At 64.2% G+C, this 25,701-nt stretch carries 30 protein-coding genes; 12 read left to right on the forward strand and 18 right to left on the reverse strand.

The features are described from left to right. The first annotated feature begins 107 nt into the window (after positions 1-107). Positions 108-1,409 carry an NCS2 family permease gene (locus OKW38_RS26645; protein WP_429363935.1) on the forward strand — a complete coding sequence of 434 codons (1,302 nt, stop codon included), beginning with the start codon at positions 108-110 and terminating at the stop codon, positions 1,407-1,409. 150 nt (positions 1,410-1,559) lie between these two features. Continuing rightward, a complete protein-coding gene (locus OKW38_RS26650; protein WP_090810140.1) occupies positions 1,560-2,093 on the forward strand; it encodes a cytochrome b in 534 nt (177 codons plus the stop codon). A 165-nt stretch (positions 2,094-2,258) separates the two neighbouring features. On the opposite strand, the gene OKW38_RS26655 is transcribed toward OKW38_RS26650, so the two are convergent. Then, entirely contained in the window at positions 2,259-2,549 is a 291-nt protein-coding gene (locus OKW38_RS26655) for a DUF1488 domain-containing protein (protein ID WP_026226687.1), read from the reverse strand. A gap of 305 nt (positions 2,550-2,854) precedes the next feature. Between OKW38_RS26655 and OKW38_RS26660 the strand changes: the two genes are divergently transcribed. Then, positions 2,855-3,163 (forward strand): 2Fe-2S iron-sulfur cluster-binding protein, encoded by a 309-nt coding sequence (locus OKW38_RS26660; RefSeq protein ID WP_429363936.1) that lies wholly within the window; start codon positions 2,855-2,857, stop codon positions 3,161-3,163. A 54-nt stretch (positions 3,164-3,217) separates the two neighbouring features. Here the strand turns inward: OKW38_RS26660 and OKW38_RS26665 are convergent, their stop codons facing one another. The 3 genes from OKW38_RS26665 to OKW38_RS26675 are packed head-to-tail and all read right to left on the reverse strand — an operon-like array spanning position 3,218 to position 4,379. Then, positions 3,218-3,412 (reverse strand): YqaE/Pmp3 family membrane protein, encoded by a 195-nt coding sequence (locus OKW38_RS26665; RefSeq protein WP_429363938.1) that lies wholly within the window; start codon positions 3,410-3,412, stop codon positions 3,218-3,220. 21 nt (positions 3,413-3,433) lie between these two features. Continuing rightward, the gene (locus tag OKW38_RS26670) at positions 3,434-3,676 is read right to left on the reverse strand and encodes a DUF1653 domain-containing protein (RefSeq protein ID WP_429363940.1); all 243 of its coding nucleotides are present in this window, start codon (positions 3,674-3,676) and stop codon (positions 3,434-3,436) included. A gap of 58 nt (positions 3,677-3,734) precedes the next feature. Next, the gene (locus OKW38_RS26675) at positions 3,735-4,379 is read right to left on the reverse strand and encodes a helix-turn-helix transcriptional regulator (protein ID WP_018425410.1); all 645 of its coding nucleotides are present in this window, start codon (positions 4,377-4,379) and stop codon (positions 3,735-3,737) included. A gap of 237 nt (positions 4,380-4,616) precedes the next feature. On the opposite strand from OKW38_RS26675, the gene OKW38_RS26680 reads away from it, so the two are divergent. From OKW38_RS26680 to OKW38_RS26700, 5 genes are all read left to right on the forward strand, one after another. After that, complete coding sequence (locus OKW38_RS26680) at positions 4,617-4,835, forward strand: hypothetical protein (protein WP_090806545.1); 219 nt, start codon at positions 4,617-4,619, stop codon at positions 4,833-4,835. A 591-nt stretch (positions 4,836-5,426) separates the two neighbouring features. Then, on the forward strand, positions 5,427-5,708 hold the full coding sequence (locus OKW38_RS26685; protein WP_184054546.1) for a hypothetical protein: 282 nt from the start codon (positions 5,427-5,429) through the stop codon (positions 5,706-5,708). 144 nt (positions 5,709-5,852) lie between these two features. Next, positions 5,853-6,122, forward strand: a complete 270-nt coding sequence (gene infA / locus OKW38_RS26690) for a translation initiation factor IF-1 (RefSeq protein WP_090806547.1) — start codon at positions 5,853-5,855, stop codon at positions 6,120-6,122. A gap of 742 nt (positions 6,123-6,864) precedes the next feature. Beyond that, positions 6,865-7,440, forward strand: coding sequence for an ANTAR domain-containing response regulator (locus tag OKW38_RS26695; protein ID WP_090806551.1), 576 nt, complete (start codon positions 6,865-6,867; stop codon positions 7,438-7,440). Positions 7,441-7,447: 7 nt separating this feature from the next. Continuing rightward, entirely contained in the window at positions 7,448-8,599 is a 1,152-nt protein-coding gene (locus OKW38_RS26700) for a CmpA/NrtA family ABC transporter substrate-binding protein (RefSeq protein ID WP_429363942.1), read from the forward strand. Positions 8,600-8,690: 91 nt separating this feature from the next. Here the strand turns inward: OKW38_RS26700 and rhaS are convergent, their stop codons facing one another. The 6 genes from rhaS to rhaM all read right to left on the reverse strand — a co-directional run bounded on the left by rhaS (position 8,691) and on the right by rhaM (position 14,679). After that, positions 8,691-9,701, reverse strand: a complete 1,011-nt coding sequence (rhaS, locus tag OKW38_RS26705) for a rhamnose ABC transporter substrate-binding protein (protein WP_429333690.1) — start codon at positions 9,699-9,701, stop codon at positions 8,691-8,693. Between the two features lie 39 nt (positions 9,702-9,740). Then, entirely contained in the window at positions 9,741-10,772 is a 1,032-nt protein-coding gene (locus OKW38_RS26710; protein WP_090806558.1) for an ABC transporter permease, read from the reverse strand. Then, complete coding sequence (locus tag OKW38_RS26715; RefSeq protein WP_018425424.1) at positions 10,765-11,820, reverse strand: ABC transporter permease; 1,056 nt, start codon at positions 11,818-11,820, stop codon at positions 10,765-10,767. Before OKW38_RS26715 ends, OKW38_RS26710 begins: the two co-directional genes overlap by 8 nt. Further along, complete coding sequence (locus OKW38_RS26720) at positions 11,817-13,346, reverse strand: sugar ABC transporter ATP-binding protein (RefSeq protein ID WP_429363944.1); 1,530 nt, start codon at positions 13,344-13,346, stop codon at positions 11,817-11,819. Before OKW38_RS26720 ends, OKW38_RS26715 begins: the two co-directional genes overlap by 4 nt. Positions 13,347-13,393: 47 nt before the next feature. Beyond that, positions 13,394-14,287: an amidohydrolase family protein gene (locus tag OKW38_RS26725; RefSeq protein WP_429363945.1), complete on the reverse strand. Its 894-nt coding sequence runs from the start codon at positions 14,285-14,287 to the stop codon at positions 13,394-13,396. 74 nt (positions 14,288-14,361) lie between these two features. Further along, positions 14,362-14,679, reverse strand: coding sequence for an L-rhamnose mutarotase (gene rhaM, locus OKW38_RS26730; RefSeq protein ID WP_090806566.1), 318 nt, complete (start codon positions 14,677-14,679; stop codon positions 14,362-14,364). 121 nt (positions 14,680-14,800) lie between these two features. On the opposite strand from rhaM, the gene OKW38_RS26735 reads away from it, so the two are divergent. Then, the gene (locus OKW38_RS26735) at positions 14,801-15,796 is read left to right on the forward strand and encodes a LysR family transcriptional regulator (RefSeq protein ID WP_090806568.1); all 996 of its coding nucleotides are present in this window, start codon (positions 14,801-14,803) and stop codon (positions 15,794-15,796) included. Between the two features lie 19 nt (positions 15,797-15,815). On the opposite strand, the gene OKW38_RS26740 is transcribed toward OKW38_RS26735, so the two are convergent. The 5 genes from OKW38_RS26740 to OKW38_RS26760 all read right to left on the reverse strand — a co-directional run bounded on the left by OKW38_RS26740 (position 15,816) and on the right by OKW38_RS26760 (position 19,867). Beyond that, positions 15,816-16,598: an SDR family NAD(P)-dependent oxidoreductase gene (locus tag OKW38_RS26740; protein ID WP_184011280.1), complete on the reverse strand. Its 783-nt coding sequence runs from the start codon at positions 16,596-16,598 to the stop codon at positions 15,816-15,818. A 58-nt stretch (positions 16,599-16,656) separates the two neighbouring features. Further along, positions 16,657-17,835, reverse strand: coding sequence for an L-rhamnonate dehydratase (gene rhmD, locus OKW38_RS26745; protein WP_429363947.1), 1,179 nt, complete (start codon positions 17,833-17,835; stop codon positions 16,657-16,659). Between the two features lie 121 nt (positions 17,836-17,956). Continuing rightward, positions 17,957-18,709 (reverse strand): SDR family NAD(P)-dependent oxidoreductase, encoded by a 753-nt coding sequence (locus tag OKW38_RS26750; protein ID WP_090810144.1) that lies wholly within the window; start codon positions 18,707-18,709, stop codon positions 17,957-17,959. A gap of 162 nt (positions 18,710-18,871) precedes the next feature. Next, positions 18,872-19,105, reverse strand: a complete 234-nt coding sequence (locus tag OKW38_RS26755) for a hypothetical protein (RefSeq protein WP_429333683.1) — start codon at positions 19,103-19,105, stop codon at positions 18,872-18,874. Positions 19,106-19,249: 144 nt separating this feature from the next. Next, the gene (locus tag OKW38_RS26760) at positions 19,250-19,867 is read right to left on the reverse strand and encodes a copper-binding protein (RefSeq protein ID WP_090806574.1); all 618 of its coding nucleotides are present in this window, start codon (positions 19,865-19,867) and stop codon (positions 19,250-19,252) included. Between the two features lie 941 nt (positions 19,868-20,808). Here OKW38_RS26760 and OKW38_RS26765 point away from each other — a divergent pair. Further along, positions 20,809-21,084 (forward strand): hypothetical protein, encoded by a 276-nt coding sequence (locus tag OKW38_RS26765; RefSeq protein WP_429363949.1) that lies wholly within the window; start codon positions 20,809-20,811, stop codon positions 21,082-21,084. Between the two features lie 118 nt (positions 21,085-21,202). On the opposite strand, the gene OKW38_RS26770 is transcribed toward OKW38_RS26765, so the two are convergent. Beyond that, positions 21,203-21,511, reverse strand: a complete 309-nt coding sequence (locus OKW38_RS26770) for a hypothetical protein (protein WP_167368698.1) — start codon at positions 21,509-21,511, stop codon at positions 21,203-21,205. A gap of 787 nt (positions 21,512-22,298) precedes the next feature. Between OKW38_RS26770 and OKW38_RS26775 the strand changes: the two genes are divergently transcribed. Beyond that, entirely contained in the window at positions 22,299-22,625 is a 327-nt protein-coding gene (locus OKW38_RS26775) for an H-NS family nucleoid-associated regulatory protein (protein ID WP_429363951.1), read from the forward strand. On the opposite strand, the gene OKW38_RS26780 is transcribed toward OKW38_RS26775, so the two are convergent. Further along, the gene (locus OKW38_RS26780) at positions 22,622-23,443 is read right to left on the reverse strand and encodes an arsenate reductase ArsC (RefSeq protein WP_429363953.1); all 822 of its coding nucleotides are present in this window, start codon (positions 23,441-23,443) and stop codon (positions 22,622-22,624) included. The two genes, OKW38_RS26775 and OKW38_RS26780, sit on opposite strands and share 4 nt — an antisense overlap. 99 nt (positions 23,444-23,542) lie before the next feature. Beyond that, positions 23,543-24,256, reverse strand: coding sequence for a J domain-containing protein (locus tag OKW38_RS26785; RefSeq protein ID WP_429363955.1), 714 nt, complete (start codon positions 24,254-24,256; stop codon positions 23,543-23,545). A 374-nt stretch (positions 24,257-24,630) separates the two neighbouring features. Here OKW38_RS26785 and OKW38_RS26790 point away from each other — a divergent pair, with 374 nt between their 5' ends. Further along, positions 24,631-25,455: an NADPH-dependent FMN reductase gene (locus OKW38_RS26790; protein WP_429363957.1), complete on the forward strand. Its 825-nt coding sequence runs from the start codon at positions 24,631-24,633 to the stop codon at positions 25,453-25,455. The last annotated feature ends 246 nt before the right edge of the window (positions 25,456-25,701 follow it).

A 25,701-nucleotide genomic window follows, 5' to 3' on the forward strand; every position in this document is an offset into this window, starting at 1 on the left:
ACAATTCCGCCGTAACGCCGCCGCGCGGCCTGCCTTGCTGCGCCGCGCTGTCACCGCCTCGATGACAAAAACACTGTCTGAACGACGAAAGAGAGGAAACCCGCCACATGGACTCGATCAAACGCTACTTCGGCTTCGACGCCGTCGACACCAACCTGCGCACCGAAGTGCTAGCCGGCGTGACCACTTTCCTGACGATGGCCTACATCATCTTCGTGAACCCGGCGATTCTCGGCGACGCCGGCATGCCGAAGAGCGCGGTGTTCGTCGCGACCTGCCTCGTGGCCGCGCTCGCGTCGCTGATCATGGGTCTGTACGCGAACTACCCGATCGCGCTCGCGCCCGGCATGGGCCTGAACGCGTACTTCGCATACACGGTCGTCAAGGGCATGGGCTACACGTGGCAGGCCGCGCTCGGCGCGGTGTTCATCTCCGGGTGCCTGTTCCTGATCGTCACGCTGTTCCGCGTGCGCGAGGTGATCGTCAAGGGCATTCCGCATTCGATCCGCATCGCGATCACCAGCGGCATCGGTCTCTTTCTCGCGATCATTTCGCTGAAGTCGGCCGGCGTGGTGGTCGGCAATTCGGCCACGCTCGTCACGCTCGGCAATCTGCATGACCCGCACGTCGTGCTCGCGGCGGTCGGCTTCTTCGGCATCGTCACGCTGGATCATATGCGTGTGCGCGGGGCGATCCTGATCGGTATCGTCGGCGTGACGATCCTGAGCTTTTTCTTTGGCGGCAACCAGTTTCACGGCATCGTGTCCGCACCGCCGTCGATCGCGCCGACGCTGTTCCAGCTCGATATCCGCAGCGCGCTGTCGAGCGGCGTGCTGAACGTGGTGCTGGTGTTCTTCCTCGTCGAGCTGTTCGATGCGACCGGCACGCTGATGGGCGTCGCGAACCGCGCGGGGCTGCTGGTGGAAGGCAAGATGCATCGCCTGAACCGCGCGCTGCTCGCGGACAGCACCGCGATTCTCGCCGGCTCGATGCTCGGTACTTCGTCGACGACGGCGTATATCGAAAGCGCATCGGGCGTGCAGGCCGGCGGCCGTACCGGCATGACCGCGATCACGGTCGCCGTGCTGTTCGTCGCGGCGCTGTTTTTCGCGCCGCTCGCCGAAGTGGTGCCGCCGTATGCGACCGCGCCCGCGCTGCTGTACGTGTCGTGCCTGATGCTGCGCGAACTGGTCGACCTGCCGTGGGACGACGCGACCGAAGTCGTGCCGGCCGCGCTGACCGCGCTGCTGATGCCGTTCACCTACTCGATCGCGAACGGCGTCGCGTTCGGCTTCATCTCGTACGCGGGACTCAAGCTGCTGACGGGCCAGGCGCGCCAGGTGAAGCTGGTCGTGTGGATCATCGCGGCGATTTTCCTGTTCCGGTATTTCTATCTCGGCAGCGAATGAGGAGGTCGCGCGGCCGGGGGGTCGAATGTGTCGTCGGGTTCGGGGACCGTTTATCATCCGATGTTTCGAATGATGATCGACCGGGTCGCGACCGACCGGGTCGCGATCGACCCGGTCGCAGCGGCACGGGTCGCCACCCCAGGAGCCTCGATGTCCTCATATAACCGCACGACGGACCGCTACACGAAGCCCGCGATTTTCTTTCACTGGATGATTTTTCTGCTGGTCGCGCTGGCCTATCTGGCCATCGAAATCCGCGGCCCGCGCGGCTCCGACAGCCGCGCGTTCTGGACCGGCGTGCATTTTTGGGCCGGCACGCTGGTGCTCGGGCTGGCCGTGTTGCGGCTGCTGTGGAGATTGTGGGCCGGCGCGCCGGAGGAGCTCGAAAGCAATCGGCTGCTCGCTTTTCTCGGGCGCTCCGCGCACCTCGCGCTCTATGTGTTCATCTTCGCCCAGCCGCTGCTCGGCATGCTGATGGTCAATGCGGGCGGGCGGCCGGTGTCGCTCGCATGGACGGACATCAGCTTCACGCTGGTGCGTGCGGATGCGATCGCGCGGCCGCTGTTGAAGGACGCGCACGAGTGGCTCGGCAACGTGTTCTATTGGGTGATCGGACTGCACGCGCTCGCGGCGATCGCGCACCATGTGGTGTTCAAGGATCGGGCGCTGCGGCGGATCATTTGAAAGTAATGGAGTTGGCTGCGTGCCGCCGATGCATTGCACGCGGTCGCGGCTTGCGCGCAGGCCAGCCAGCGGTAGCGGCACGGGTGAATCCGAACTTCGCGCTTCGGCAGCAGTCGCGCTTGCCGAAGCTTCGGTACCGGTAGCCAGCCGATAATTTCAGATTGGTCAGTTACGCCAGTTCGCCTCGTAAAACCGCACGTAACCGCTTCTGAGCACGAGACACTGCGCGCGCGTTTCCGACAACAGCCGGCGCGTGGCGGCCTCGATGCGCGGCCGGTGCGCGTCGAACGCGACGATCATGTCCTCCAGCCGGGGGGACGCGGCGCCGAAGTGATCTTCAAGCGCTTCCGCGGTGATCATGCACTCCACCCTCTGCCCATCGACCATTGCCGGAAACGCCAAAGTAAGTTCGCGACCTGAATATTCAGGGGCTTCGTTCGGGAATTGGATCTGCATGGGAGTCACCTGGAAGAGTGCGCGCACGATGCGCTCGGGTAATGCACGCGCTGATTGCTTGCTACCGCGTCCGCCGCTCGTTCCTCCTTGTCCCATGCAGCCGGCGCGGGCCGTCGCCTCGACGCGGCATCGTCAGTTCGCGCCACGCGGAGGTGAATTGATTTACTTTAGACGAGTTCGGGCCAGGTGCAAGATTTCCCCGATTTTTTCTTGAAGGCGCGACTGACGCGCCGATGTTGCGGCGCGGCATAAAGCGGTGTCCGATCCCGTGTAAAGTGTCGCGCACCTAGTCATTGACCTGCACGATGTCCGCCCCTACCCGCCCGCCTGTGGTTCGCGTCGAACCGCTCGGCCAGAGCTTCGAAGCGCCCGATTCGCTGACGATTCTCGAAGCCGCCGCTTTCGCCAATCTGCGTTTGCCGCGTTCGTGCCGCAACGGCACGTGCCGAACATGCTTGTGCCGGATGACGTCTGGGCGTGTGCGCTACTCGATTGACTGGCCCGGCGTGAGCCGCGAGGAAAAGGCGGACGGTTATATCCTGCCGTGCGTGGCGGTCGCGGAAACCGACGTGGTGATCGAAGTGCCGGATGCGGTCGCGATACCGGCACGGTGAGCGCGAGCGTGGGCGCCTGGCGCCCCGCTCGCCGGCGCGTTCACGCGCTGTGTCTTAGCGCCGGTTGCCCATTGCGCGGGCGATTTTCTTGTCCGTGTTGTACTGGCTCAGCGAATACACCGACCAGATGGCCGCCGGCACCCAGCCGATCAGCGTGATTTGCAGAATCAGACAGATGATGCCCGCAAACGGACGGCCGATCGTGAAAAACTGCAGCCACGGCAGAATGATGGCAAGCAAAAGACACATTCGGTTTTCCTGTTCCTGTGATTACGGCAGCATGGGTGAGTCCGCGGGGGACGCATCTGCCTCGTTGCTGAACTCATCGAGCGGCGCAAAACGCGGCACCTCGACGCCTTCCCGCTCTACCAGCTCGAAAAACACCGTCGCTGGACGGGTCCAGATCGTTCCATTGGCCGCCTTGTAGACGATCATCGTGACCGTCGGATCCGATTCGAGCGTGGCCTCGCAGACCAGCTCGTAAATGCCGCCTTTGTAGTGTTGGTAGCGCATGGTGTTTGACCTTATTTTGGGCGTCGTCGAAGCATTTTCAAGCACGGCGCGCCTGAGCTTAGCCGCCCTCTTTCATCTGCTTCAGGATCTTGTAGACGGTCGCGCGGCCCATCGTCAGCACCGCGGCCACGTAATTCGCCGAGCTGCGGCCGCGAAACGCGCCCTGCGCGTGCAGCGCCTCGACGATTTCACGCTTGTGCTCGCGCGTCAGCGCATTGATGCCGATTTGCCGGTCGCGCAGCCACGTGTGCAGATACGTGTTGATGCGGTCCTGCCAGTCGTCGCGGAACAGATCGTCGGCAGGCGCGTCCGTCATCGCGCCGCCCTTGATGAACAGATCGAGCGTCGAGCGCACATCCTCGAACACCGCGATGTTGAAGTTCACGCACAGAATGCCGGCGGGCTTGCCGTCGTCGTCGAACAGGATGTTGCTCACGCAGCGCATGCGGCGGCCGTCCCAGTTCAGCTTCTCGTAGGGGCCGATGGTCTGGCCGCGCGCCGCGAAGTGCGCGTCGTCGAGCACCGACGGCGCGCCCACCTCGAGCCGCGACAGATTGTTCACCAGATACGCGATGGTCTGATCGCGCAGATCGTGAATCACCACCTCGGCGCACGGATAGAGCAGCGCGGCGATGCCGTCGGCGATCGGCGCGTAGCGCTTCAGCAGCAGGTCTTTGACAGGAGACACGTTCGGGTTGCGCATGGAAAAAACGCGAGGTTCGAAGGAGGCGGCGCGCGATAGCGGATGACGACGAAGCCAGATGCCCGCCGTGGACGCCGGCGCGCCCGCTCGGTCCGCAATTCAGGAAGCCGCCATTGTAGCGGCCTCGCGCTGGCGCCGCGACTCGACGCCGGACGGCAATTTTGTCTACCTCGCGAGCGCATTTTTTTCGTGCGATAAACACTGATCCACCGACACCCAACCGAACGGAACCAACCGATGGCCACACTCGAAGCGCTTCGCGCCGTGCTCGACGACAAGCGCACGCCGGAGATCATTCGCAACCACATCATCGATTCGCTGCAGTACGCGCTGCGCAACCATGGTCAGGTCTTCACGGCCAAGGAAGTCGAATGGTTGACCGGCTGGGACGATGCGCGCCTGCCGCTGGCGGCCGCGCGCGAATTGCGGAAGCGCGTCGCCGAGACGTCGCGCTGACGCACGCGTTCGAATAGGAGCCTCGCGCGCGCCACTCGCGCGATTCGCGAGCCCGTCATCGGTCCCGCATCCGACACGACTTCGCCAACTGCCCGCGAAGCCCCGCCAGTCGGGCGTTCCGGTCGTGCGCTGAAGTTTGCGCTATCCAATCAGGCCTATTTCAGGCATCATGTTGCAATTGTTGCACCTCGCACCCATATAGCACTGGCAGCACCAGGCAGTCTCAACCCGGCATCTCCGCACCACCCCCGACTGTTCGACCGCCCTTATCTGCGATCCCGTCACTCCGGCAATGCGCCGCCCGTATTCGCCGTCGCGAGAAGTACACCGAGCGGTTCAGCATCATGCGTCCGGCGCCCGAATTGACGCGCCGCTTCAGCGTTTTTTCGGTCGAATCCGCGTTTTCGCGCGACCGCTCGAGCCATTGTCATTGAGCCCGCCGGGTCCACCAGGCCTGTGCCAACCATTTTTAACGCGGCGCGCCCATCGGTGCTGCGCCGCCGGTCCGCGCCGTGACGCGTCAAAGGAGCGTTGCCGGAAGCAGCGCCCCGCACGCGGCGCGTGGACCACGCAATACAGGACATGTTTCTCATGAATCCAGCAGTCAAGACCTACAAGGGTTACGAAATTCACCCGCTCGTTTATCCGCGCCGCCCCGCGGGCGCGCCAGCGACCCGCAATCCGGGCGCCGGTTACGACGCTTCGGTGCGCATCTGCCGCGTCGGCGCCAATCCGGCGGCCGACGGCCGGGTATTTCGCCTGCAGTATCTGTTTCCGTTCGACGGCATGGGCAAGGCGCGCATCGCGTGCATGGCGCATGCGGAACGGCTGATCGACGGCCAGGTGAGCGGTCAGTCGGTCACCGATCTTTGAGCGGCGTCATCGGCGCGTCACTCATGTCGCTCAGCGTGCTTTCGGGCGCCGCTGCTTTTCAAACGAATCCACAGTCGCGCCGCTCGCAATGCCTGCGGCCGGTTTCCCCTATTTCCCCTTTATCCCATCGACCAGGAGTTATGCATGGCGAAAGAAGAACTGCTTGAACTTGACGGTATCGTCGACGAAGTGCTTCCGGATAGCCGCTACCGCGTGACGCTCGACAACGGCGTCGTGGTCGGCGCCTATGCGTCCGGGCGCATGCGCAAGAACCATATCCGTATTCTCGCGGGCGATCGCGTGACGCTCGAATTGTCGGTCTACGACCTGACCAAGGGGCGGATCAATTTCCGCCACAAGGACGAGCGTGCGAGTGGCGGCGGTGCGCCACGGCACGCGGCGCGGCGGAGGTAAGCAGGGGTCACGGCGCCGCCCTGCGTACCTGTGATGTTGTGCAGGCGATGCGGGCAGCCCGCCCGAACCCATGCGAAAGCGCGAGGCCCGACAGACTCGCGCCATACCTTCCGACTCCGCGTTCTGCTTGAACGCGCTACGTCAGCCTCGCCGCCCAAGCGCGTGAAATAGACGTCTTCCCTGACATTCGGGGTGCTCTCCAGCGCATGCGCGAACGTCGTACGCCGCAACACGCGCGGCGTCTTGATTGGAATCTGGCGGCACGCCGCTTCGGCGACCACGCACGTCGCAGAGCGTCTCGCTAAACTCCAAACACCGCCCCCAAATCCTCCCCACCCGCGCTTTTGCGCACCTGCTCGACCACCCGCTCCTCCAGCTCCATCTGCGCCCGCTGCTGACCTCGATCAGCCCGTTGATGACGACGATTCGCGGACGCGACCGGCTTGAGCTTCTACGGCGCGTCATTGTCATTGCTGACCAGTCTGCCGGTGGTCGCGACGAACGCGATGCGCCGCTTCGGTGCATCGGGCGTCCGCTGTCCTGCATGCCCCTCGCCGGTGCAGCGCGACCGGCGTGGCCGCGTCACCTCTTTCGCGGACGATTCGCAGCGATCGCCCGCAAAAAACCCAATCGATCCCCGCCATTCGCGCGAATGCGTTCACACACCTCGCCAAGCCCCGTCGCGCGAAGGCTGGCATATCCATTGCTTCACAGATAGTCAGATGTCCCTTCCCCCGACTCCATGCTGCGTGTTCTCCTTGTCACCGACACCGACAAACCGATCGGCGATCTGCGCGACGCGCTCGCCTGTCTCGGCTGCGAAATGCTCTCCGGCACCGCGACGCCGCAGGCGCTGCATCGCGCGGTTCAGGACGAGCGGCCCGACGTCATCATCATCGATACGGAGTCGCCGTCGCGCGATACGCTCGAACAGCTCGCCGTGATGCACGCGACCGCCCCGCGCCCCGTGCTGATGTTCAGCCACGACGCGAACCAGCAACTGATCCGCCAAGCGGTCAACGCGGGCGTCACCGCGTATCTGGTCGAAGGCCTCGCGACCGAGCGGCTCGCGCCGATTCTCGAAGTCGCGCTCGCGCGTTTCGCACAGGAGTCGCAATTGCGCGAGCGGCTCGCGCAGGCCGAAAACGAACTGGCCGAGCGCAAGTTGATCGATCGCGCGAAACGCCTGCTCATGGATCAGCAGAAACTCACCGAACCGGCCGCCTACGCGAGTCTGCGCAAACGCGCGATGAACCAGGGCGTCAAACTCGCCGAGGTGGCGCGCGAGGTCGTCGCGTCGGCCGGCTCGCTCAAATGATGCGCTCATGAATCCAGCCACTTCCGTCACCGCCGCGGCCTTTGCGGAGCCGCCTGAAAAGACCCATCTGCGGCTCGGTTTCGTCGCGTTGTCCGACGCGGCGCCGCTGATCGCGGCGAAGCTGCTCGAGTTCGGCCATGCGCACGGGCTCACGCTCGAACTGTGCCGCCAGCCGTCGTGGGCCGCCGTGCGCGACAAGCTGCTAGCCGGCGATCTCGACGCCGCGCACGCGCTTTACGGGCTCGTGTATGGCGTGCAGCTCGGCCTCGGCGGCCCGCGCACCGACATGGCCGTGCTGATGGTGCTGAACCGCAACGGCCAGGCGATCACGCTCTCGAATCGGCTCGCCGATGCGCTCGCGAAGCATGGGACCTTGCGCGAGGCGCTCGCCACGCTCGGCCGCAAGCCGGTCTTCGCGCACACCTTCCCGACCGGCACGCACGCGATGTGGCTGTACTACTGGCTCGCGGCGCAAGGCGTCGATCCGTTGCGCGACATCGACAGTGTCGCGATTCCGCCGCCGCAAATGGTCGCCGCGCTTGCCGAAGACCGGCTCGACGGTCTGTGCGTCGGCGAGCCGTGGAATGAAATGGCCGAGGCGCATGATGTCGGCAAAACGATCGCTTATTCGAGCGAGGTGTGGCCCGAGCATCCCGAGAAAGTGCTCGCCTGCCGACGCGATTTCGTCGATGCGCATCCGCGCACGACCCGCGCGCTCGTGCAGACCGTGCTCGAAGCGTGCCGCTGGCTCGACGGCGCCGGGCATCGCGACGAGATCGCCCGCTGGCTCGCGCGGCCCGATTACATCGGTATCGACGAGACGCTGATCGCGGCGCGGCTCGGCGACCACCTCGACACGGCGAACCCGCGCCGCCTGCCGATGCGTTTCTTCGACGACGGCGCGGTCAACTATCCGCATCCATTCGAAGGCGCGTGGTTCCTCACGCAGTTCGAGCGCTGGGGGATCATCGATGCGCACAACGACTACGACGCGGTCGCCGCGCGCATCAACCAGACGCAGTTGTATCGCGAGGCCGCCGCGCGCGTGAACGTGCCGGTGCCCGGCGAGGACGTCGCAAGGGAACTGATCGATGGCGCGGTGTGGGGAAGCGGCTCACCATCCGCCGCTTATGCGCGGCGTTTTGCGATCCGCCGCTGAGCGGACCGCACGCGAAAGCCCCGAGATCCGCTGCGCCGACTGCCCACGACCCGCCAACGGCGATCAGGTGGACAGTCGGCGTTGCCGAAGCTCAGAAGTTGTACTTGTCGATGTTGCTCGCATCGAACGTGGTCGGCGGCCCGAGAATGATTTCGCCGTGCGCGCCAATCGTGCGCTTGCCGAGCTTGCCGGCGTCGAACGTTTCGCCCTCCTTACCCGTGATCGTGCCCGACGCGAGCGACGCCGCCGCGTACGCGGCCAGATAGCCGAGCTCGCTCGGATCCCACAACTGGAACGCGGTCACGGTGCCGTTCTTCACGAACGCGCGCATCTGGTTCGGCGTGCCGAGGCCCGTCACCGCCACCTTGCCCTTGCTCGACGACGACGAGATATAGCGCGCCGCCGCCGCGATGCCGACCGTCGTCGGCGCGACGATCGCCTTCAGGTTCGGATACGCCTGCAGCAAGCCCTGGGTTTCGACGAAGGACTTCTGATCGTCGTCGTTGCCGTACGCGATCTTGACGAGCTTGATCTTCGAGTACTCCGGTTTCTTCAGTTCCTCCTGCATCCACTTGATCCAGGTGTTCTGGTTCGTCGCGTTCGGCGTCGCCGACAGAATCGCGAATTCGCCCTCGCCGCCCATCAGCTTCGCGACCAGTTGCACCTGGCCGCGGCCGATGCCTTCGGCGTTCGCCTGATTGACGAACAGCTGGCGGCCCTCGGGCGCGGTATCGGAGTCGAACGTGACGACCTTGATGCCCTGACCCATCGCCTTCTTCAGATACGGCACGACCGCGTTCGCATCGTTGGCGGCAATCACGATCGCGTCCTGGCGCTGCGTGATCAGCGTGTTGATGTACGACACCTGCGACGACGCGCCCGCATCCGACGGCCCGACCGCCTTGCCCACGCCGCCGAATTCCTTGATCGCGGCGAGGCCGCCGTCGTCGGCGATCACTTCGTACGGGTTGTTGATCTGCTTCGGCACGAACGCGATCTTCAGCCCGCTTTTCAGTTCCGCGGCGAACGCGCCGCCGCAACTGATCGCGAGCAACGCGGCGCAGAGCGCGGCCATGCCGGTGTGACGTAGAGGTTTGAACATGAAGTGTCTCCTGCGTTGTTGTTGGACAGAGAGGGGAAGCTAGGTTGCGGATGAAGAAGACGTGGCTGCGGACTTCGCGATGAAACGCCGGTCGCGCGCCGCCCGCCAGCGCGCGACGAGGTTCGGAATCAGCACCGACGCGAGCAGCAGCACGCCGGTCACGATGGTCAGCGTTTCGCTCGATACGTCGTCGAGCGTCAGCGCGTTCTTGAGCACGCCGATGATCAGCAGCGACAGCAGCACGCCGACCATCGAGCCGCGTCCGCCGAAAATGCTGACGCCACCGAACAGCACCGCGGCGATCACCGACAGCTCGAAGCCCTCGCCGTTATCGCCGCGCGCGCTCGTGAAGCGCAGCGTATAGACGATGCCCGCGAGCGCGCTGACGAGACCCGACAGCACGAACAGGCGCAAGCGGATCTTCGCGACCTCGATGCCGGAGAACGCGGCGGCGGTCGGATTCGCGCCGATCGCATAGAGACTGCGGCCGAACGCGGTGGCTTGCAGCAGAACCGTGAACAGCACGGCGGCGGCGATCACGATCACGAACGGCAACGGAATGAACGTGGGGCCAAGCGTGTTCATGCCGAACGCCGTATACGCGGCCGGAAAATCCGCGACCGCCCGATCGCCGAGCAGCACATACGCGAGACCGCGAAACAGCGCGAGCGTACCGATCGTGACCGCGAGCGACGGCAGGTTCAGCTTGACGATCACGAGGCCGTTCAGCAGGCCCGCCAGCGCGCCGCCGATCAGCACCACAACGATCACGACCGGCATCGGCAGACCCATGTGCCACAGCACGCCCATCAGCGCGCTTGACGCGCCCAGCACCGACGCGACCGACAGATCGATTTCGGCGGCGACGATGATCAGCGTCATCGGCAGCGCCATTAGCGCGATCTCGGTCAGATCGGCGAATACGTTGCTCAGGTTCGCGCCGGTCAGAAACACCGGCGACAGCCAGCGGCCCAACACCAGCGACACGATCAGCACGATCACCAGCAACACTTCCCATTGCAGCGGCGTTTCGCGCTTGCGCGTGAGCAGCGCGGAATCGGGTTTAGCCATGATCGCGTTTCCTCATCATGCGTTTGGCGACGGAGCGGGCCAGCAGCGTATCGGCGGCGATCGCGGCGACGATCAGCGCGCCCTGGATCGCCTGCTCCCAGAATGGCGACACGTGCAGCACGACGAGCGCGATGCTGATCACGCCGAGCACGAGCGCACCGAGCGTCGCGCCGAGGATCGTGCCGACGCCGCCCGTAATCGCGACGCTGCCGACCACCGCCGCCGCGACGACCTGCAATTCGATGCCCTTCGCGGTGCTGGCATCGACGGTGCCGAAGCGCGCGAGCCACAACGCGCCCGCAAAGCCCGCAATCGCGCCGGACAACAAAAAGCCCGACATCACGCGACGCTCGACGTTCACGCCCGCGAGCCGCGCGGCTTCCGGATTCGAGCCGATCGCATAGTGCTCGCGACCGCCGCGAAACTGCTTCAGATACACCGACAGGCCGGCGAGTACGACGATCGCGATCAGCGCGAGCGTCGGGATGCCGAGCAGCGTGCCGGTCGCGAGCCGCGAGTACGCGTCGGGCAGACTGGTCGCGTTGATCTGGCCGCCGTGCACCCATGCGTAATCGGCGCCGCGAAAGATGTACAGCGTCGACAGCGTCGCCACGAGCGAAGGCACGCGCCCCACCGCGACGAGCAGCGCATTGATGCCGCCCGCGACAAGCCCGATCGCGAGCCCCGCGGCCAGCGCGACGAGCACCGGCATATGCGGGAACGCAACGTACAGGCTGCCCACCGCGTACGCGCTGATACCCACCGTCGAGCCGACCGACAGATCGATATGCCGCATCAGGATCACAACGGTCATCCCAGCCGTCAGCAGACCGATGATCGACACGTTCAGCAGCACGTCGCGCAGGTTCTGCAGATTCAGGAACTGCGGCTTCGCGAGCCCGGTCCCCGCGATCAGCAGGATCAGCACGACAAATAACGTGGTTTCGCGGCTCTTCGCGACGCTCGCGACGAGGCCGCCCGATGAAGCGGCGGAACGCTTCGGCAGCGACTGCCGCACCGGCGCGGGATGGGTCGAATGGCGCATCATGCTGCACGTCCCAATGGTGAAAGTCCCTGACCGAGCGCGGCGCCCATGATGCGCTCCTCGTTCGCGTCGGCGCGCGCGAACTCCGCGCTGATGCGGCCTTCGTGCATCACGAGCACGCGATCGGCCATACCGAGCACCTCGGGCAGCTCGCTCGAAATCATCAGCACGGCCATGCCATCGCGCACGAGTTCGGCGAGCGCGCCATACACCTCGGCTTTCGCGCCAACGTCGATGCCGCGCGTCGGTTCGTCGATGATCAGCACTTTCGGGCCGGTCGCGAGCCACTTGCCGAGCACGACCTTCTGCTGGTTGCCGCCCGACAGCGTACCGACCGGCGCCCCCGGGTCGCTCGCCTTCAGGCGCAGACGCGTGCCCCACTGGTTGGCGAGCTGCGTTTCGCTGCGCGTCGAAATGAGCCCATGCCGAACGAGCCGTCCGAGTACCGTCATCGACGCATTGCGCGCGATGCTCAGTTCGAGCGCGAGCCCTTGCTGGCGGCGATCCTCCGGCACGAGCGCGAGCCCGGCGCGCACCGCGGCCGCGGGCTTGCCGGTGCCGAGCCGCTTGCCGGACAGCCACACTTCGCCCGAATCGAGCGGATCGATACCGAAGATCGCCCGCGCGACCTCGCTGCGTCCCGCGCCGACGAGGCCCGCGAGCGCGACGATCTCGCCGGCGCGCACGTCGAACGAGACATCCTTGAACACGCCGATGCGCGTCAAGCCGCGCACCGACAGACGCACGTCGCCCGGTGTGCAATCGGCCTTCGGATAGAACGTTTGCAGATCGCGGCCGACCATCTTGGCGACGATCGCGTCGGTGCTCAGATCGGCGGTCAGCGCGTCGAAGACTGTCGCGCCGTCGCGCATGATCGTCACGCGCTGCGTCAGCGCGAACACTTCGTCGAGCCGGTGCGTGATGAACAGAATCGCGACGTCGCGTTCGCGCAGCTTGCGCACGATCGCGAAGAGCCGCTCGACTTCGGGCAGCGACAATGCGGCCGTCGGTTCATCCATGATCAGCACGCTCGCGTTCAGCGACAACGCCTTCGCGATTTCGATCACCTGCTGATCCGCGATCGACAGACCACGCACCAGTTGATCCGCGCGCAACTCGACGCCGAGCGACGCGAGCAGTCCGTCCACTTCGCGATGCATCGCGTCGTACTGGATGCGGCCGAAGCGGTCGACCGGCTGCCGGCCCATGAAGATGTTCTCCGCGATCGACAGATCGAAGAACAGCGTCGGCTCCTGATAGATGACCGCGAGCCCGGCGTCGCGCGCTTCGGCCGGCGTCGCGAAGCGACGTGGCTCGCCCTTCACCAGAAGCTCGCCGGCGTCGGGCTGATGCACCCCGGCGAGAATTTTCACGAGCGTCGATTTGCCCGCGCCGTTCTCGCCGAGCAGCGCATGCACCTCGCCGGGCCACAGCACGAGGTCGCCGTCGGACAGCGCGCGCACCCGGCCGAAGGATTTGCTCGCGTGCCGCAATTCGAGTCGCGGCACCGTGGAAGGGGATGGCTGCACTGCGTGTCTCCTTTTTTGCGGCTGTCTTCTCTTCGACGCGCCGCGCGTCAAATCCGGTAGTACCGTTGCGCGTTGCGCCGAAACAGCGCGTCCTTCTCAGCCTCGCTCGCATCGCCAACGATCGCCGCATACGCGCGCCACAAATCCGTATACGAACCAAATAGCCGGTCGACGGGAAAATTCGACGCGAACATCGCACGTTCGACGCCGAACGTATCGATCGTTTCGAGCACATAAGGCCGCAGGCTTTCGACGCTCCAGTGATGATCGAACATCGCGAGCCCGCTGATCTTCACCGCGACGTTCGGACACGCCGCCAGCAGGCGCATGCCTTCGCGCCACGCGCGGTAACCGGCCACGCTATTGCGATCGACGAACATGCCCGCATGATTGACGACCAGAAGCGTGTCCGCATGCGCACGCGCCAAGGCGGCCGCCTCCTCCATTTGCGACGGATACAGTTGCAGATCGAACGACAGGTCGTAACGGCGCAGCAACGCGAAATGCTCGCGCCACCGCGGCTCGCGCATGTAATGACGGCCGACGTAATCGAACAGTTTGTTGTCGTGCACGTTGAGAATCTGCCGGATGCCGCGCGTATTCGCGAACGACGCATGCGCTTCGAGCAACTCGGGCGCATTTTGCGCGGACAGGTCCACGGCGGCGACGATCGCATTCGGCATGCCGCGCGAGGCGTCGCGATCCGCGATCGACTGCAACCAGCGCGTTTCCTCGACGGGATCGGCCGGATCGTGATTCGCTTCGACGTGCACGAGCTTCAGCACGTCGATGTCGCCCGCTTCACCGAGCAGATCGTCGAGCAGATAGTCGTGCCTCAGATCGCGCGCATCGCCGACGAACGACACGCCCGGGTTCTCCAGCCACGGATAGCGATGCGTCTTCAGATCCCACAGATGGATATGCGAATCGACAACCTGCATGCGGCACCTTCGTCCGGTGAAAAGCGTTTCGAGGTTCGTGCGTCGTTGCGGGGTTCAACTGGGTTCAGCTCGACTCAATGACTGAGACGAAAGACCGGTTCGAGCGTCTGCGACAGCGGCGTGTGATCGGGCGCGGTCTGCATGATGTCGGCCATGTAATCCCACCATTTGCGCATCACGTCGAGTTGCGGCAACTGGTCCATCGTGTGATCGCTGGTGCGCGAGAGCACCGCGAAAAGATGATGCGTGTCGGGGTCGAAGAAAATCCGGTAGTCGCGCACGCCGGCGTTGTGCAGCGCGTCAACGAGCTCGGGCCAGATCTGCGTATGACGCCGTTCGTATTCTTCGCGCATGCCGGGGTTCAGCACCATCCGAAAAGCGATTGTCTCCATGGCGGCCTGTCTCCTGTCGACCTCTTCGGACGACTATAATTCCTGCATCGATAGCCTCTCAATCCGTTGTTGGGATTGGTCGATCCACAAACCGAATCGCACGGGCACTCCTACTGGCACCATGAGCCAACATTCAGCCGCCGTCGCACTCGTCAATCGTCTCAAGTTCAAGCATCTCGCCCTGCTCGTCGCACTCGACGACACCCGCAACCTGCATCAGGCCGCCGAGACCGTCAACGTCGCGCAACCGAGCGCAAGCCGCATGCTCGGCGACATCGAGGAAGCGTTCGGCTTCCTGCTGTTCGAGCGCAACGCGCGCGGCATGACGCCGACGCCGCTCGGCGTCGTCACGCTCGCATACGCGCGCCGTGCGCTCGCCGAGCTCACACGCTTCGCCGAAGACCTCGATGTCAAACGCCGCGGCGGTCACGGCCAGTTGACCGTCGGCGCGATCATGGGCGCCGCGCCCGATCTGCTGGCGATGTCGGTCGCCGCGCTGAAGACCGAAAGCCCGCTGCTCAGCGTGCGCATCCTCGGTGAAACAAGCGATCAGGTCGTGCAATTGCTGCATCGGCGCGAGGTCGATCTCGCGCTGGGGCGCCTGACCAACCCTCTGCAGCACAACGACTTCAGCTTCGAGCCGCTGGCGCGCGAAACGCTGCTGCTCGTCGTGCGCGCCGTGCATCCGCTCGCGCGGCGCACGCGCATCACGTTGCGCGAACTGGTCGCGTGGCCGTGGGTTGCGCAACCCGTCACGAGTCCGGCGCGCGTGCTGTTCGAGGAAGAACTCGCGCGTGCCGGGCTCGCCACGCCAGTCAATCTGACCGAATGCGCGTCGATCTTCGCGACGCTGCAATTGCTCGAGAATTACGATGCGGTCGCGATGCTGCCGGAGTCGGTCGTGCGCGATCATGTGCGCGGCGGCCTGCTGGTCGCGCTGCCGCTCGAAATCGGCAAGAGTCTCGCCGGTTTCGGCATTCTCACGCGCAAGGAAGAGCAGCTCGCCGAGCCGGCGCTACGCTTCATCGAACTGCTGCGCGGCTTCTCGCGCGACCTCGCGCGCGACGATCCGGCCGCCGCACCCGGCACGCCGACTACGCCCGTCACGGTCAATTGACGCCCGCATCGCGCGTCGCTTATTGCAGGTTCACGAACAGGCCGCCGTCGACGAGCAGCGCGGCGCCCGTCACATAGCGCGCGCGGTCCGAGGCGAGAAACACGACGCAATCGGCGACGTCGTCGGGACGCCCGAGGCGGCCGAGCGGAATGCGCTTTTCGAAGTAGGCCTTCTTCGCTTCGTCGGCGAGATCTTCGGCGTTCAGATCGGTCGCGATCGTGCCCGGCATGACAGAGTTGCAGCGGATGCCGAACGGCCCCAACGCAATCGCGCACGACTGCATCAGCGAATGCACGCCGGCCTTGGTCGGCGTGTAATGCGTTTGCATGCCGCCGCCCACCAACGCGCTGATCGAACTCGTCGCGACGATCGCGCCGCCAGTGCCCTGCTTTTTCATCTGCTGCGCGGCAGCCTGCGTGACGAAGAACGCGCCGTTCAGATTGACCGCGACCGTCGATTCGAGCACGTCCGCCGGCATGTCGAGAAACGCGTGAAACGGGCAGATGCCGGCATTGCTCGCGAGCACGTCGAGCTTGCCGAACGCGTCGAGCGTCCGTCGCACCAGCTCCTGGCCGGTGTCGCGCGCCGCGACGTTGCCTTCCACCGCGATCGCGCGCCGCCCCAACGCCTCGATTTCGCCGACGACTTCCTCGACCGCCGAGCGCCGGCCATACGATGCGTCGTTGTCGCCCCAGTAGTTGATCGCCACGTCCGCGCCTTCGCGCGCGCAGGCCACCGCGATCGCGCGTCCGATGCCGCGCGAGCCGCCGGTGACGATCACGACTTTGTCCTTGAGCAGCACCCTAATCTCCTTTGCGGCGGGTTCGCCGTTCGGCACAGCTTCAAAACGTTCGACACGTTCAATGCTGATAAGGCCGCACCAGCGCGCACTCCGGATTGAGCCGCACGCCAAAGCCCGGCGTGTCCGGCACCTTCATGCGCCCGTTCACCGGCACCGGCTCGCCGAGCAGCAGCGGGTGGAACATCGGCACGACTTCGTCGGCTTTCGGCGCCATCATCAGAAACTCGGAGAACGGCGAGTTATGGCGCGTGACGACGAAGTGATAGCTGTACACCGACGACCCATGCGGCACCACCATCACGTTGTGCGCATCGGCGAGCGCGGAAATCTTGATCAGCTCGGTGATGCCGCCGCACCAGCCGACGTCGGGCTGGATCAGATCGCAGCACTGCATCTCCAGCAGCATCCGGAAGCCCCAGCGCGTCGCCTCGTGCTCGCCGGTCGACACCATCATGCCGCGTGGCACGTTGCGGCGCAGTTCGGCGTAACCCCAGTAATCGTCGGGAGGAAGACATTCCTCGACCCATTTGAGGCCGTATTGGTGCGCGCCTTGCGCGAGCCGCGTCGCGTAGCGCAGGTCGAGGCTCATCCAGCAGTCGTACATCAGCCAGAAGTCGTCGCCGACGCGCGAGCGCATGTCGGCGAGCTTGTCGAGGTTTTGCCTGAGTCCGTCTTCGCCTTCCGCGGGACCATGCTGCAACGGCAGCTTGCCGCCGATGAAGCCCATCTCCTTCGCGAGATCGGGCCGCGCGCCGGTCGCATAGAACACCAGCTCGTCGCGCACCGGGCCGCCCAATAGCTGATACACGGGCTCCTTGCGAACCTTCGCGAGCAGATCCCACAGCGCGAGATCGACACCGGAAATCGTGTTCAGCACGACGCCCTTGCGCCCGTAGTACAGCGTCGCGAAGTACATCTGATCCCACATCTTCTCGATGTCGGTCACCAGTTGCCCTTCGAGAAAACGCGCGAGATGCTTCTCGACGATGAACGCGCCGATCTCGCCGCCGGTCGTCACCGCGAAGCCCACGGTGCCGTCGCTCGCTTCGATCTCGACGACCAGCGTGCCGAGCACATTGATGCCGAACGACTGGCGGCTCTGGCGGTACTCGGGATAACGCGCCATCGGCGTCGCGATGTGATCGTCGATCCAGTGTCCGCCGGCCTGGTCGTGATAGTCCGCGCCGCCGCCGCGAACGATGAAGGCACGCACGTGCCGGATGGTAGGCATGGCCATGAAAGGGCTCCGTGAGAGAGGCGTGGAAGCGGCTCGACAACGCGCGTTCGACGCGTGTGCAATACGCTGCCGGACGTGAGCACTGCGTGAGCACTGCGTGAGCAATGCGCGAGCAGCGCGCTCAATAGGTGGCGCGGCCGCCCGACAGGTCGAATACCGAGCCGGTGCTGAACGCGCAGTCTTCGGAAGACAGCCACAGGATCAGCGACGCCGCTTCTTCCGGCAGCAGGAAACGGTTCATCGGAATCTTCGACAGCATGTAGTCGATGTGCTGCTGCGACATCGAATCGAAGATTTCGGTCTTGGCCGCGGCCGGCGTGACCGCATTGACGAGGATGTTTCTGGTCGCGAGTTCCTTGCCGAGCGACTTGGTGAGCCCGATCAACCCCGCTTTCGATGCGCTGTAGTGCGAAGCATTCGGATTGCCCTCCTTGCCCGCCACCGACGCGATATTGACGATGCGGCCGTAGCCCTGCTTCAGCATCTGCGGCACGACCGCGCGGCAGGTCAGGTACGGGCCGATCAGATTCACGTCGATCACGCGGCGCCACATGTCGGGCGCAAGCTCCCAGGTCGTGCCGTTGCCGCCGGTGATGCCCGCGCAGTTGATCAGCACGTCGATCGAGCCGTGCCCGGCGACCGTTTGCGCGGTGGCCTGCTGAACCGCGGCGTCGTCGGTCAGCTCGACCGTGATGGCGCTGACCTTACCGAGTTCGCTCAGCTCGCGCTGGCTGCGCGCGAGCCGTTCGCTATCGACGTCCCACAACGCGACCGACGCGCCCGAGCGCAACGCCCGCTGCGCGACCGCGTAGCCGATGCCACGCGCGCCGCCGGTGATGACGACCGTGCGCCCCTCCAGATCGATCCGATTCATTGCTGTGCTCCTGTAGGCCGCCGTGCGGCGTGCCATCGAGTTGTTGTATATCGCTGCGGTCAATATACGGGCGGTGCGATGCGCCAACAATTCGACTATTGGAGGGGGCGATAGCAAAAGTGGATCGGCAGCGGGAGCGAGCGCTAAAGGGAAGCGAAGCGGCTAATCATCGGCAGCGACGAAAAGCATCGAGACATACAGAATGGTCGACACGACGATGATGCCGACGCCGACCAGCACCTTGGTCTGGTCGAAGTTGATCCCGCCGATGATCGCTATGCCGATCCCGAACACCGACGACAACGTGCCGAGCGCCGCGAGGCCCACGTGTATCTTGCTGCGGACCAGCCGTTTGCGCTCCGATTCGGCAGTGGTTTCCGTTTCGCTCTGTTCCATTCCCCGCTCCTTCGCGCGCGACGCGATGACCATCGTGAAACCTGAGCCGCAATGGCCGGCGCGACGTCGAACCGCCGGTTGCGGTTCGACGCCGCGCACCTCGATACGCTTCAGCGTAGTTTATTTAAGCCTTCTCGATCGCCGTTATTTGACGTCCGCGCCATTGCGCGACACCGACGCCGCGATGGCCGAGACGAACACCGCGCGCACCGAATCGCCGACCTTCAGTTTCTCGAGCGCAATGTCCGGCGCCACGTCGAGCGTTTCCGTGCGCGACGGCCCGCGCAGCGTGATCGTGCGCTTCTTGCGATCGATCTTGCGCACCGTCGCGACGACCTCGATGCGCCGCGCCGATGCAACGACACCGTTGGCCGCAGGCTGTGTGACTTCGGTATCGATGCGCTGGCGGATTCCGTTCGGCGCGAGTTTGTCGACGCCGACCAGCACCGCCTTCTTGTACGCAATCGTCACGACGTCGCCGACATGCAGCTTGCTGACGTCGGCGGCTTGCGGATTCACGTCGAAAGTTTCCTCGCCGCCTTGCGGGCCGCGCAGCGTCACGCTGTTCGTCGCGGGATCGATCGCGACGACGCGCGCCTGAACGTGCAGCAGCGCGGCGGCGCCAATTGCCCGCTGTTCCGGCGCGGACGCGGCCGCGTTGTCCTGTGCCAGCGCCGGACCCGCCGCGGCGACGCAAACCACCAACGCAACCGCGATTGCCTTCACCTGCATGAGCCCGGAGTCCGTTGAATTACAAGCCATGAAATGCTCCTTTTGATTGCGTCGATGTTACGGCAAATGTTTTGTCGCGGATCGCGTACTACGCTTAGCACCGGCAGGTGCACTCGCTTCGAATAAAAAGAAAAACGGACTATTAATCGCTTTTAGCGGACGGGGTTACACTTTTTGAAACCAATGGCGGTTCCTTTCTAATGCGTCGATTCGTCCTGGAGAGCCAATCGCGAAAAGCGCGTGCTTCTCCATGCGATGCAATCGGTATGCGAGTCGTGGCGGATGAGCTTGCGCAAGGAGCCGCGCGGCTTTGCGCATGCGTTCCCGCGAGCGTCAGCGGAGGGGTAGAGAGCTAGCCATAACATATTCCTCGCAACGAGATGGACTACCGGGCGACCCAACGTGAGCGGGTCCGGAAATTGCCAAACGTTATGACTATTTCAAACGGTTTCGGGGATGCTAGCAAACGCGCAAAGGAATGGCAAGGCAAGTGGCTGCGCATCGCCATTCCTGATTAATCGGGTTTGCCGCGTCAAATCCTTTATGACGGTGGGCGATTCATTTGCCATAAAAATATGATCGCTGCAATTCGCTGAGCTCAGATGCCCGGCGACGCCGTCCTCGCTCTGACTCTGTCCGGTTGCCTGACAACCGTCGAATCGGCGCATTCGATATGCATTGAAAAGCGGTGGGCGCGCGGCAGATTGGCAATCGCCGAACGACTCCGCACAAACCCTTAATGGATGATACTGAAGCGATTACGCATCGCTGCGCGACAAATACAAAAAAATGTCGTCAATCATTGGAATACTGCGAAAACGGGTTATTGATCGAGCGAATTTTGCCGTCAAGGCAACGAGAAAGACGCTTGAGCCGATGGCCACGGTCATATGGGCATCACAGGCACAGCGTTTGCTAAAGCTCGCGTCACCGTCTAACGCACACACATTGTTTATCGAAGGACACCACACATGGTCACGACTCGCCCCTGCACCGCCGCCTGCGTCATCGACGGCCTCCTCGTCACGCTGACGTTCTATCCGGACAACGGCGTATTGCGTATTGCCGATTCGTCCGGCGCCTGTCTAAGAGAAACGCGCTGGCATGGCTCATGGCGCGCTCTGCTCGAGGAGTTCCGCGGTTACTACGAAGCGGCGGAAAACGACGCGGCGCGCGGCGTCGACGATATCGTCGCTCGCCTCGGCGAGCGCTGCGCTGAGGCCCAGCGGGGATTGGCATTCGCGTGAAATGGCATGCGCTTGCGATCAAGCGCGTGAAAGGCGGCGGCGGCAGCGCTCGGCACCTGTTCGTTGCCTCGCGATCCGGGGTCGTTCCTGGCGCCCCGCTGCCGCTCGCGAACTCTGGTCATTGACCGAAATAAGTCTTGCACTCCGTGCTGAACGAGCATGACTGGCTGCGCCGGCCTCCCGCTTGCGACTCGCCCGCCGGAACACCACCATACGACGCGTTGCGTATGCCCTGCTCACGCGGGTCCCAGTTCTGACCGAACGACATGTCGGTCGTCGCCTGCGCCGATTCGTCCGCATCGTGCTCCATCATCGCGCGACCCGACACGGCGTGCTCCGCCTGGCCGCTCAACTCCTCGGCGATGGCCGTTCTCGGCGCGAGAAACAGAACGGCGGTCGCGGCAATCATCAATATACGTACTCTCATTTCCGGACTCCTCGAATCCGGCGCAGCAGTGTTCGTCCTCCACAAGAATTGATCCGCGAACAGCCAACCTGCCCAATCGGGCCGAGGAACGGAGCGATGCCAATGCGCTACTGCTGCGACGGGTCACCGAACTAAACAGATGAAGAATTACCGCGCTTGCACCCGATACTCGACGCGTTCCGGAGCGTCGGCGGAATCGGCGCGCACAAGGCGGCTGTAAGTCTGCATTCGCAGCTTGTCGTCCTTCTTTTATAGTTCGCGCACCCCGGAATTCAATCCAGGAGCTTCCAGCAGTGTCGCCAATCGTCCACACCGTTCGATAAACCGCATTCACCGACAAATTCAACGTGAACTAAGCGTGCTTTGCTCGCGCATTGCGCTATCATGTTGCTACAACGCACAAAAAGCGAACCCGCACATCGACGAAAGTCCGGTGAAAGACGGACAGCGTGGAATGACTCCATCCATTCGCAATCATTGCATCGAGACACAGAGTTTTTCATAGCGAACGTCAGGCTTACCGGCCTCGTTCGTCGCGTTGCGACATGCTGAAATATTTGCTGATCGAGACTCTCGGTTCGAGGGTCGGTTGTTCCAGCGGCCGTCTTTGTCCGAGGCCGTATTGCAATTCAGGGAGCAACGTTTTTTAACCCGGCACATGGCATTTCCGTCAATCGACAACCCCACCGCGGGGCGGCCCCATTCAGTCGGGCTCGACGCTTCGCAGCTTTTTCCCCGCAATCTGTCTTCGACAGCACGCTGCACGTTTTAGAAGGACGAATATCCTATGGACGAAAGGAAGCGAGATAGCATGATTGCCTATCTCCGCCATCGTATGGAAGAGTTTGGTATCAGACCAGAAGACCTTGCCGCAGCGCTGGCGACCGAGTCATTGGCCAAAAAGGCTGAGCGCTATCGCAATGCGACCGGAGACAGCTGGGACGGCAATGGCGAAATGCCGCAATGGTTGAAGCAGGCTATTAGTGCCGGCCAGAGCATTGAGCATTTCGAATTGGCCGCAAAACCGGCGCCCACGCCCCAACCGAAAAAACAGGTGGACTGGTCGAATGACCCGTTCGCCGGCACGCGGCTCGGGCGCCCGAATAACCGCTAGGTGCAGGCAGCCGCGCTCGAAGGCGCGGGCACAATGGCTGCGGCTTCGAAACGAACCGCCGTGCCACGCACCGGTTTTGCGCCACCGCTTGCCACATTGACGGCATTCACCGTATTCCCCGCATTGGCGGTATTCCCCGCATTGGCGGCATTCGCCGCATCGACGAGATTCGCGTGATTCGAGGCAGGCTGCGCATATTGCGGCAGCTCGATAAGCGCGCTGACCTGCCGGACGATCTGCCAGAAGGTCTTGTCGAAAAGACAGGCCTGCTCGTCAGCGGACCCGTGGCCGCCCGCGAGCGGATCGGTAATGGTCCAATAGACGAACGCCGGTGCGCCGGGAAATACCGGCGCGTGCAGTCCGCCGACGAATTCGTCGAGCGCGATCACGATGTCCATGCGCGGCGCCCATTCGCCGGTGAATTCGAGCCAGCTTTTAGGGCTCAGCACCGCGCGCCCGGAAATGCCGGGCCGCAATTGCGCGACCGCGAGTGGATGAAGGCGCGCGGCCGGTTCGGGGCCCGCGCTGAACGCGTCGAACCGGTGCCCCGCCAGTTCGCGCAGTAAAGCTTCGGCAATGATGCTGCGGATCGAATTATCGCGGCAGAGAAACAACACCTTATATTTTCTGGACACGCTTACCCCGTACCGATGTTTTTTATTGGCCTCTGGGCGGAATTGTGCCGCTCCAGTCTTGCGCCCCCGTGACACAACGGCGTCTTTATTATTTGCGCCTCGGGATTCGCACCAGGTATCTCGACTCACGGGCACAGAGCACAACTTTGCGAACGATCGGCAGTGTACCAGTGTCCGGCCCACTGTTTCAGCACCCTGTCAATATTTGCCAGATCAACCGACGCTGCCGCCGGCCCGCCGGTCCGGCACGATGGGCCTGGCCCGGTCGCCGTCGGCGGCGGGTCAGAACTTCAGGCTGTTGAGGAACTGAAACCACAGGTTGCCGAGCGCGCCGGCCGGATGCATGTCGCTGACGGTTTCGTCGCGCTTCGCATGGTTCTCGCGTCTGGAAGGCTGCGTGTCGTGAGGGGCGGTTTGCGAGGCCGCGCCGGTGTCTTGCGCGCGGTCCGCCAGTTCGGGCTCGGACGCCTCGGCTTGCGCCGCTTGCGCGCTCTTCGCGGTCTTTCCCGCGCGCTGGGCGTTTTGCGCGGCGTCCGCCTCGTCGCGGCGCGCGGCCTGCAACGCCGCGACGCTGTCGGCGATCTGCGCGGCGCGCTGCGGTTCGCATTGCCGCCCGAGCAGCACGCCGAACAGCACGTCGCGATTGTGGCCCTGGTCGGCGAAGCGGATCGCGATCGACACCATCTCGGCATACGCGGCTTCGTCGGCCGCGCGCGCCGCTGCCTCGCGCTTCGCCTGCGCGCGTTGCCGACGCGTGTGCTGCGCCTCCCACTCGCGCATCTGCTCGGTGTAGACCGCGTCGTAGACGTTGCGCTGCTCGGCATCGGACAGGATCGCGTACGCGTCCTTGATTTCCTGGAACGCCGCGCGCGCCACTTCCTCGGCACCGTGGTTGCGGTCCGGATGCCACTTCATCGCGGCTTTCCGGTAGGCCCGCTTGATTTCGTCGTCGGTGGCGTGCGCGGGCACGCCGAGCGTCTCATACAGGGTTGCCATGCTGGACTCGATCTCGCGAAAAATCACTGCGGGCATCGTAGCATGCTCAAAGCGGCGTCATCGTGACCCGGCCTCCACGCAAGCACGCGCATGCCGGCATTGCCGCGATGGCACGGCGGCAGATCGTCCTCCAACGGCCCACGAAAAAAAGGCCCCACCACTTGCGTAGCGAGACCGAGTCCCATGTCTAAGGAGATGTCATGGAGGAGACGAGCCCATCTTATCGTCAGACCCGCACGCGCCCAACCAACGGTTCGCCATATGCTTATCGGCCGCGCGCTCACGTGCATTGCAAAGCGGCTCGGCGACCTGCTCATGCATGGTTATATCGTTAGAACAAAAAGTCCTTAGCCGCGCGGCGGCCGCTCATTAAGATGACGCTTCAAAGTCCGGTTCGCTCCGGCCGGTCCGTTCGCGGCCATGCACGTGCGTTGCTAGCGCTGCATGAGTTCCGCATAAACCGCACCGTGAACCGCAATCGAAGGAGCATTTCGTTGAGCAGATCCGATCATTTCCGCCCGCCGCTCGTCGTCGGTATTGGCGGTACGACGCGCGCGGCCTCGTCGACCGAGCGCGCGCTCGCCTTCGCGTTGCGCGGCGCCGAAGCCGCGGGCGCCCATACCCGCCTGTTCGGCGGCACTTTTCTGCATAGCCTGCCACACTATGCGCCAGAACAGCCGGCCCGCACCGACGAACAACTCGAGCTGATCGAGGCGGTGCGTCGCGCGGACGCGGTGATCATCGCGACACCCGGCTATCACGGCGGCGTGTCCGGGCTCGTGAAAAACGCACTCGACACGCTCGAGGAATTGCGCGCCGACGAGCGCCCGTATCTGGATGGCCGCGCGGTGGGCTGCATCGTCACCGCCTACGGCTGGCAGGCGGCGGGCTCCGTGCTGACGTCGCTTCGCTCGATCGTGCATGCACTGCGTGGCTGGCCGACGCCGTTCGGTGCCGGCATCAACACGCTGGAGACGCGCTTCGATAGCGCGGACAGCTGCTCCGATCCGAAGGTGATCGAGCAACTCGCGACCGTCGGCCAGCAGGCCGCGCAGTTCGCGCTCGCGTTCAATGCACAGCGTGCGCACGGCACGCCCGCCGCGTCGAGCCATGCGACTGCGAGCCTGGCCGGCGCACCGAGCCCCGCCACCTCCATCGCCACTGACGGTCGTCCCGCGCGCGTCCTGCACCCGGTCTGAATACTCCCCCAGGCACCGTGACGCCGCCGCAATCGCGCGCGGCGCCACGCTTTGCGCCGAGCGACCGTGCGCCACATAACAGACACCGCGCCTCCACGCGAATAGAGTCACCGGACACAGCGACTTCGATCCAATCCGGGCTTCTGATTACCACTGCGGCCCCGCGCTGGTTTGCTTTCGACGAAAGATTGGTTCAACCGCTGCAGAGCGCGCCCTACGCTTGACCTGCCCGCCGCTTCACTCACC

The sequence above is a fragment of the Paraburkholderia sp. MM5496-R1 genome (assembly GCF_050436205.1).
GTDB lineage: Bacteria > Pseudomonadota > Gammaproteobacteria > Burkholderiales > Burkholderiaceae > Paraburkholderia > Paraburkholderia tuberum.

Excerpts from the sequence above, each read along its gene's own strand:
- OKW38_RS26645 (WP_429363935.1), top strand. The coding sequence starts at position 108 with ATGGACTCGATCAAACGCTACTTCGGCTTCGACGCCGTCGACACCAAC.
- OKW38_RS26650 (WP_090810140.1), top strand. The coding sequence starts at position 1,560 with ATGTCCTCATATAACCGCACGACGGACCGCTACACGAAGCCCGCGATT.
- OKW38_RS26655 (WP_026226687.1), bottom strand. The coding sequence starts at position 2,549 with ATGCAGATCCAATTCCCGAACGAAGCCCCTGAATATTCAGGTCGCGAA.
- OKW38_RS26660 (WP_429363936.1), top strand. The coding sequence starts at position 2,855 with ATGTCCGCCCCTACCCGCCCGCCTGTGGTTCGCGTCGAACCGCTCGGC.
- OKW38_RS26665 (WP_429363938.1), bottom strand. The coding sequence starts at position 3,412 with ATGTGTCTTTTGCTTGCCATCATTCTGCCGTGGCTGCAGTTTTTCACG.
- OKW38_RS26670 (WP_429363940.1), bottom strand. The coding sequence starts at position 3,676 with ATGCGCTACCAACACTACAAAGGCGGCATTTACGAGCTGGTCTGCGAG.
- OKW38_RS26675 (WP_018425410.1), bottom strand. The coding sequence starts at position 4,379 with ATGCGCAACCCGAACGTGTCTCCTGTCAAAGACCTGCTGCTGAAGCGC.
- OKW38_RS26680 (WP_090806545.1), top strand. The coding sequence starts at position 4,617 with ATGGCCACACTCGAAGCGCTTCGCGCCGTGCTCGACGACAAGCGCACG.
- OKW38_RS26685 (WP_184054546.1), top strand. The coding sequence starts at position 5,427 with ATGAATCCAGCAGTCAAGACCTACAAGGGTTACGAAATTCACCCGCTC.
- infA (WP_090806547.1), top strand. The coding sequence starts at position 5,853 with ATGGCGAAAGAAGAACTGCTTGAACTTGACGGTATCGTCGACGAAGTG.
- OKW38_RS26695 (WP_090806551.1), top strand. The coding sequence starts at position 6,865 with ATGCTGCGTGTTCTCCTTGTCACCGACACCGACAAACCGATCGGCGAT.
- OKW38_RS26700 (WP_429363942.1), top strand. The coding sequence starts at position 7,448 with ATGAATCCAGCCACTTCCGTCACCGCCGCGGCCTTTGCGGAGCCGCCT.
- rhaS (WP_429333690.1), bottom strand. The coding sequence starts at position 9,701 with ATGTTCAAACCTCTACGTCACACCGGCATGGCCGCGCTCTGCGCCGCG.
- OKW38_RS26710 (WP_090806558.1), bottom strand. The coding sequence starts at position 10,772 with ATGGCTAAACCCGATTCCGCGCTGCTCACGCGCAAGCGCGAAACGCCG.
- OKW38_RS26715 (WP_018425424.1), bottom strand. The coding sequence starts at position 11,820 with ATGATGCGCCATTCGACCCATCCCGCGCCGGTGCGGCAGTCGCTGCCG.
- OKW38_RS26725 (WP_429363945.1), bottom strand. The coding sequence starts at position 14,287 with ATGCAGGTTGTCGATTCGCATATCCATCTGTGGGATCTGAAGACGCAT.
- rhaM (WP_090806566.1), bottom strand. The coding sequence starts at position 14,679 with ATGGAGACAATCGCTTTTCGGATGGTGCTGAACCCCGGCATGCGCGAA.
- OKW38_RS26735 (WP_090806568.1), top strand. The coding sequence starts at position 14,801 with ATGAGCCAACATTCAGCCGCCGTCGCACTCGTCAATCGTCTCAAGTTC.
- rhmD (WP_429363947.1), bottom strand. The coding sequence starts at position 17,835 with ATGGCCATGCCTACCATCCGGCACGTGCGTGCCTTCATCGTTCGCGGC.
- OKW38_RS26750 (WP_090810144.1), bottom strand. The coding sequence starts at position 18,709 with ATGAATCGGATCGATCTGGAGGGGCGCACGGTCGTCATCACCGGCGGC.
- OKW38_RS26755 (WP_429333683.1), bottom strand. The coding sequence starts at position 19,105 with ATGGAACAGAGCGAAACGGAAACCACTGCCGAATCGGAGCGCAAACGG.
- OKW38_RS26760 (WP_090806574.1), bottom strand. The coding sequence starts at position 19,867 with ATGGCTTGTAATTCAACGGACTCCGGGCTCATGCAGGTGAAGGCAATC.
- OKW38_RS26765 (WP_429363949.1), top strand. The coding sequence starts at position 20,809 with ATGGTCACGACTCGCCCCTGCACCGCCGCCTGCGTCATCGACGGCCTC.
- OKW38_RS26770 (WP_167368698.1), bottom strand. The coding sequence starts at position 21,511 with ATGAGAGTACGTATATTGATGATTGCCGCGACCGCCGTTCTGTTTCTC.
- OKW38_RS26775 (WP_429363951.1), top strand. The coding sequence starts at position 22,299 with ATGGACGAAAGGAAGCGAGATAGCATGATTGCCTATCTCCGCCATCGT.
- OKW38_RS26785 (WP_429363955.1), bottom strand. The coding sequence starts at position 24,256 with ATGGCAACCCTGTATGAGACGCTCGGCGTGCCCGCGCACGCCACCGAC.
- OKW38_RS26790 (WP_429363957.1), top strand. The coding sequence starts at position 24,631 with ATGACGCTTCAAAGTCCGGTTCGCTCCGGCCGGTCCGTTCGCGGCCAT.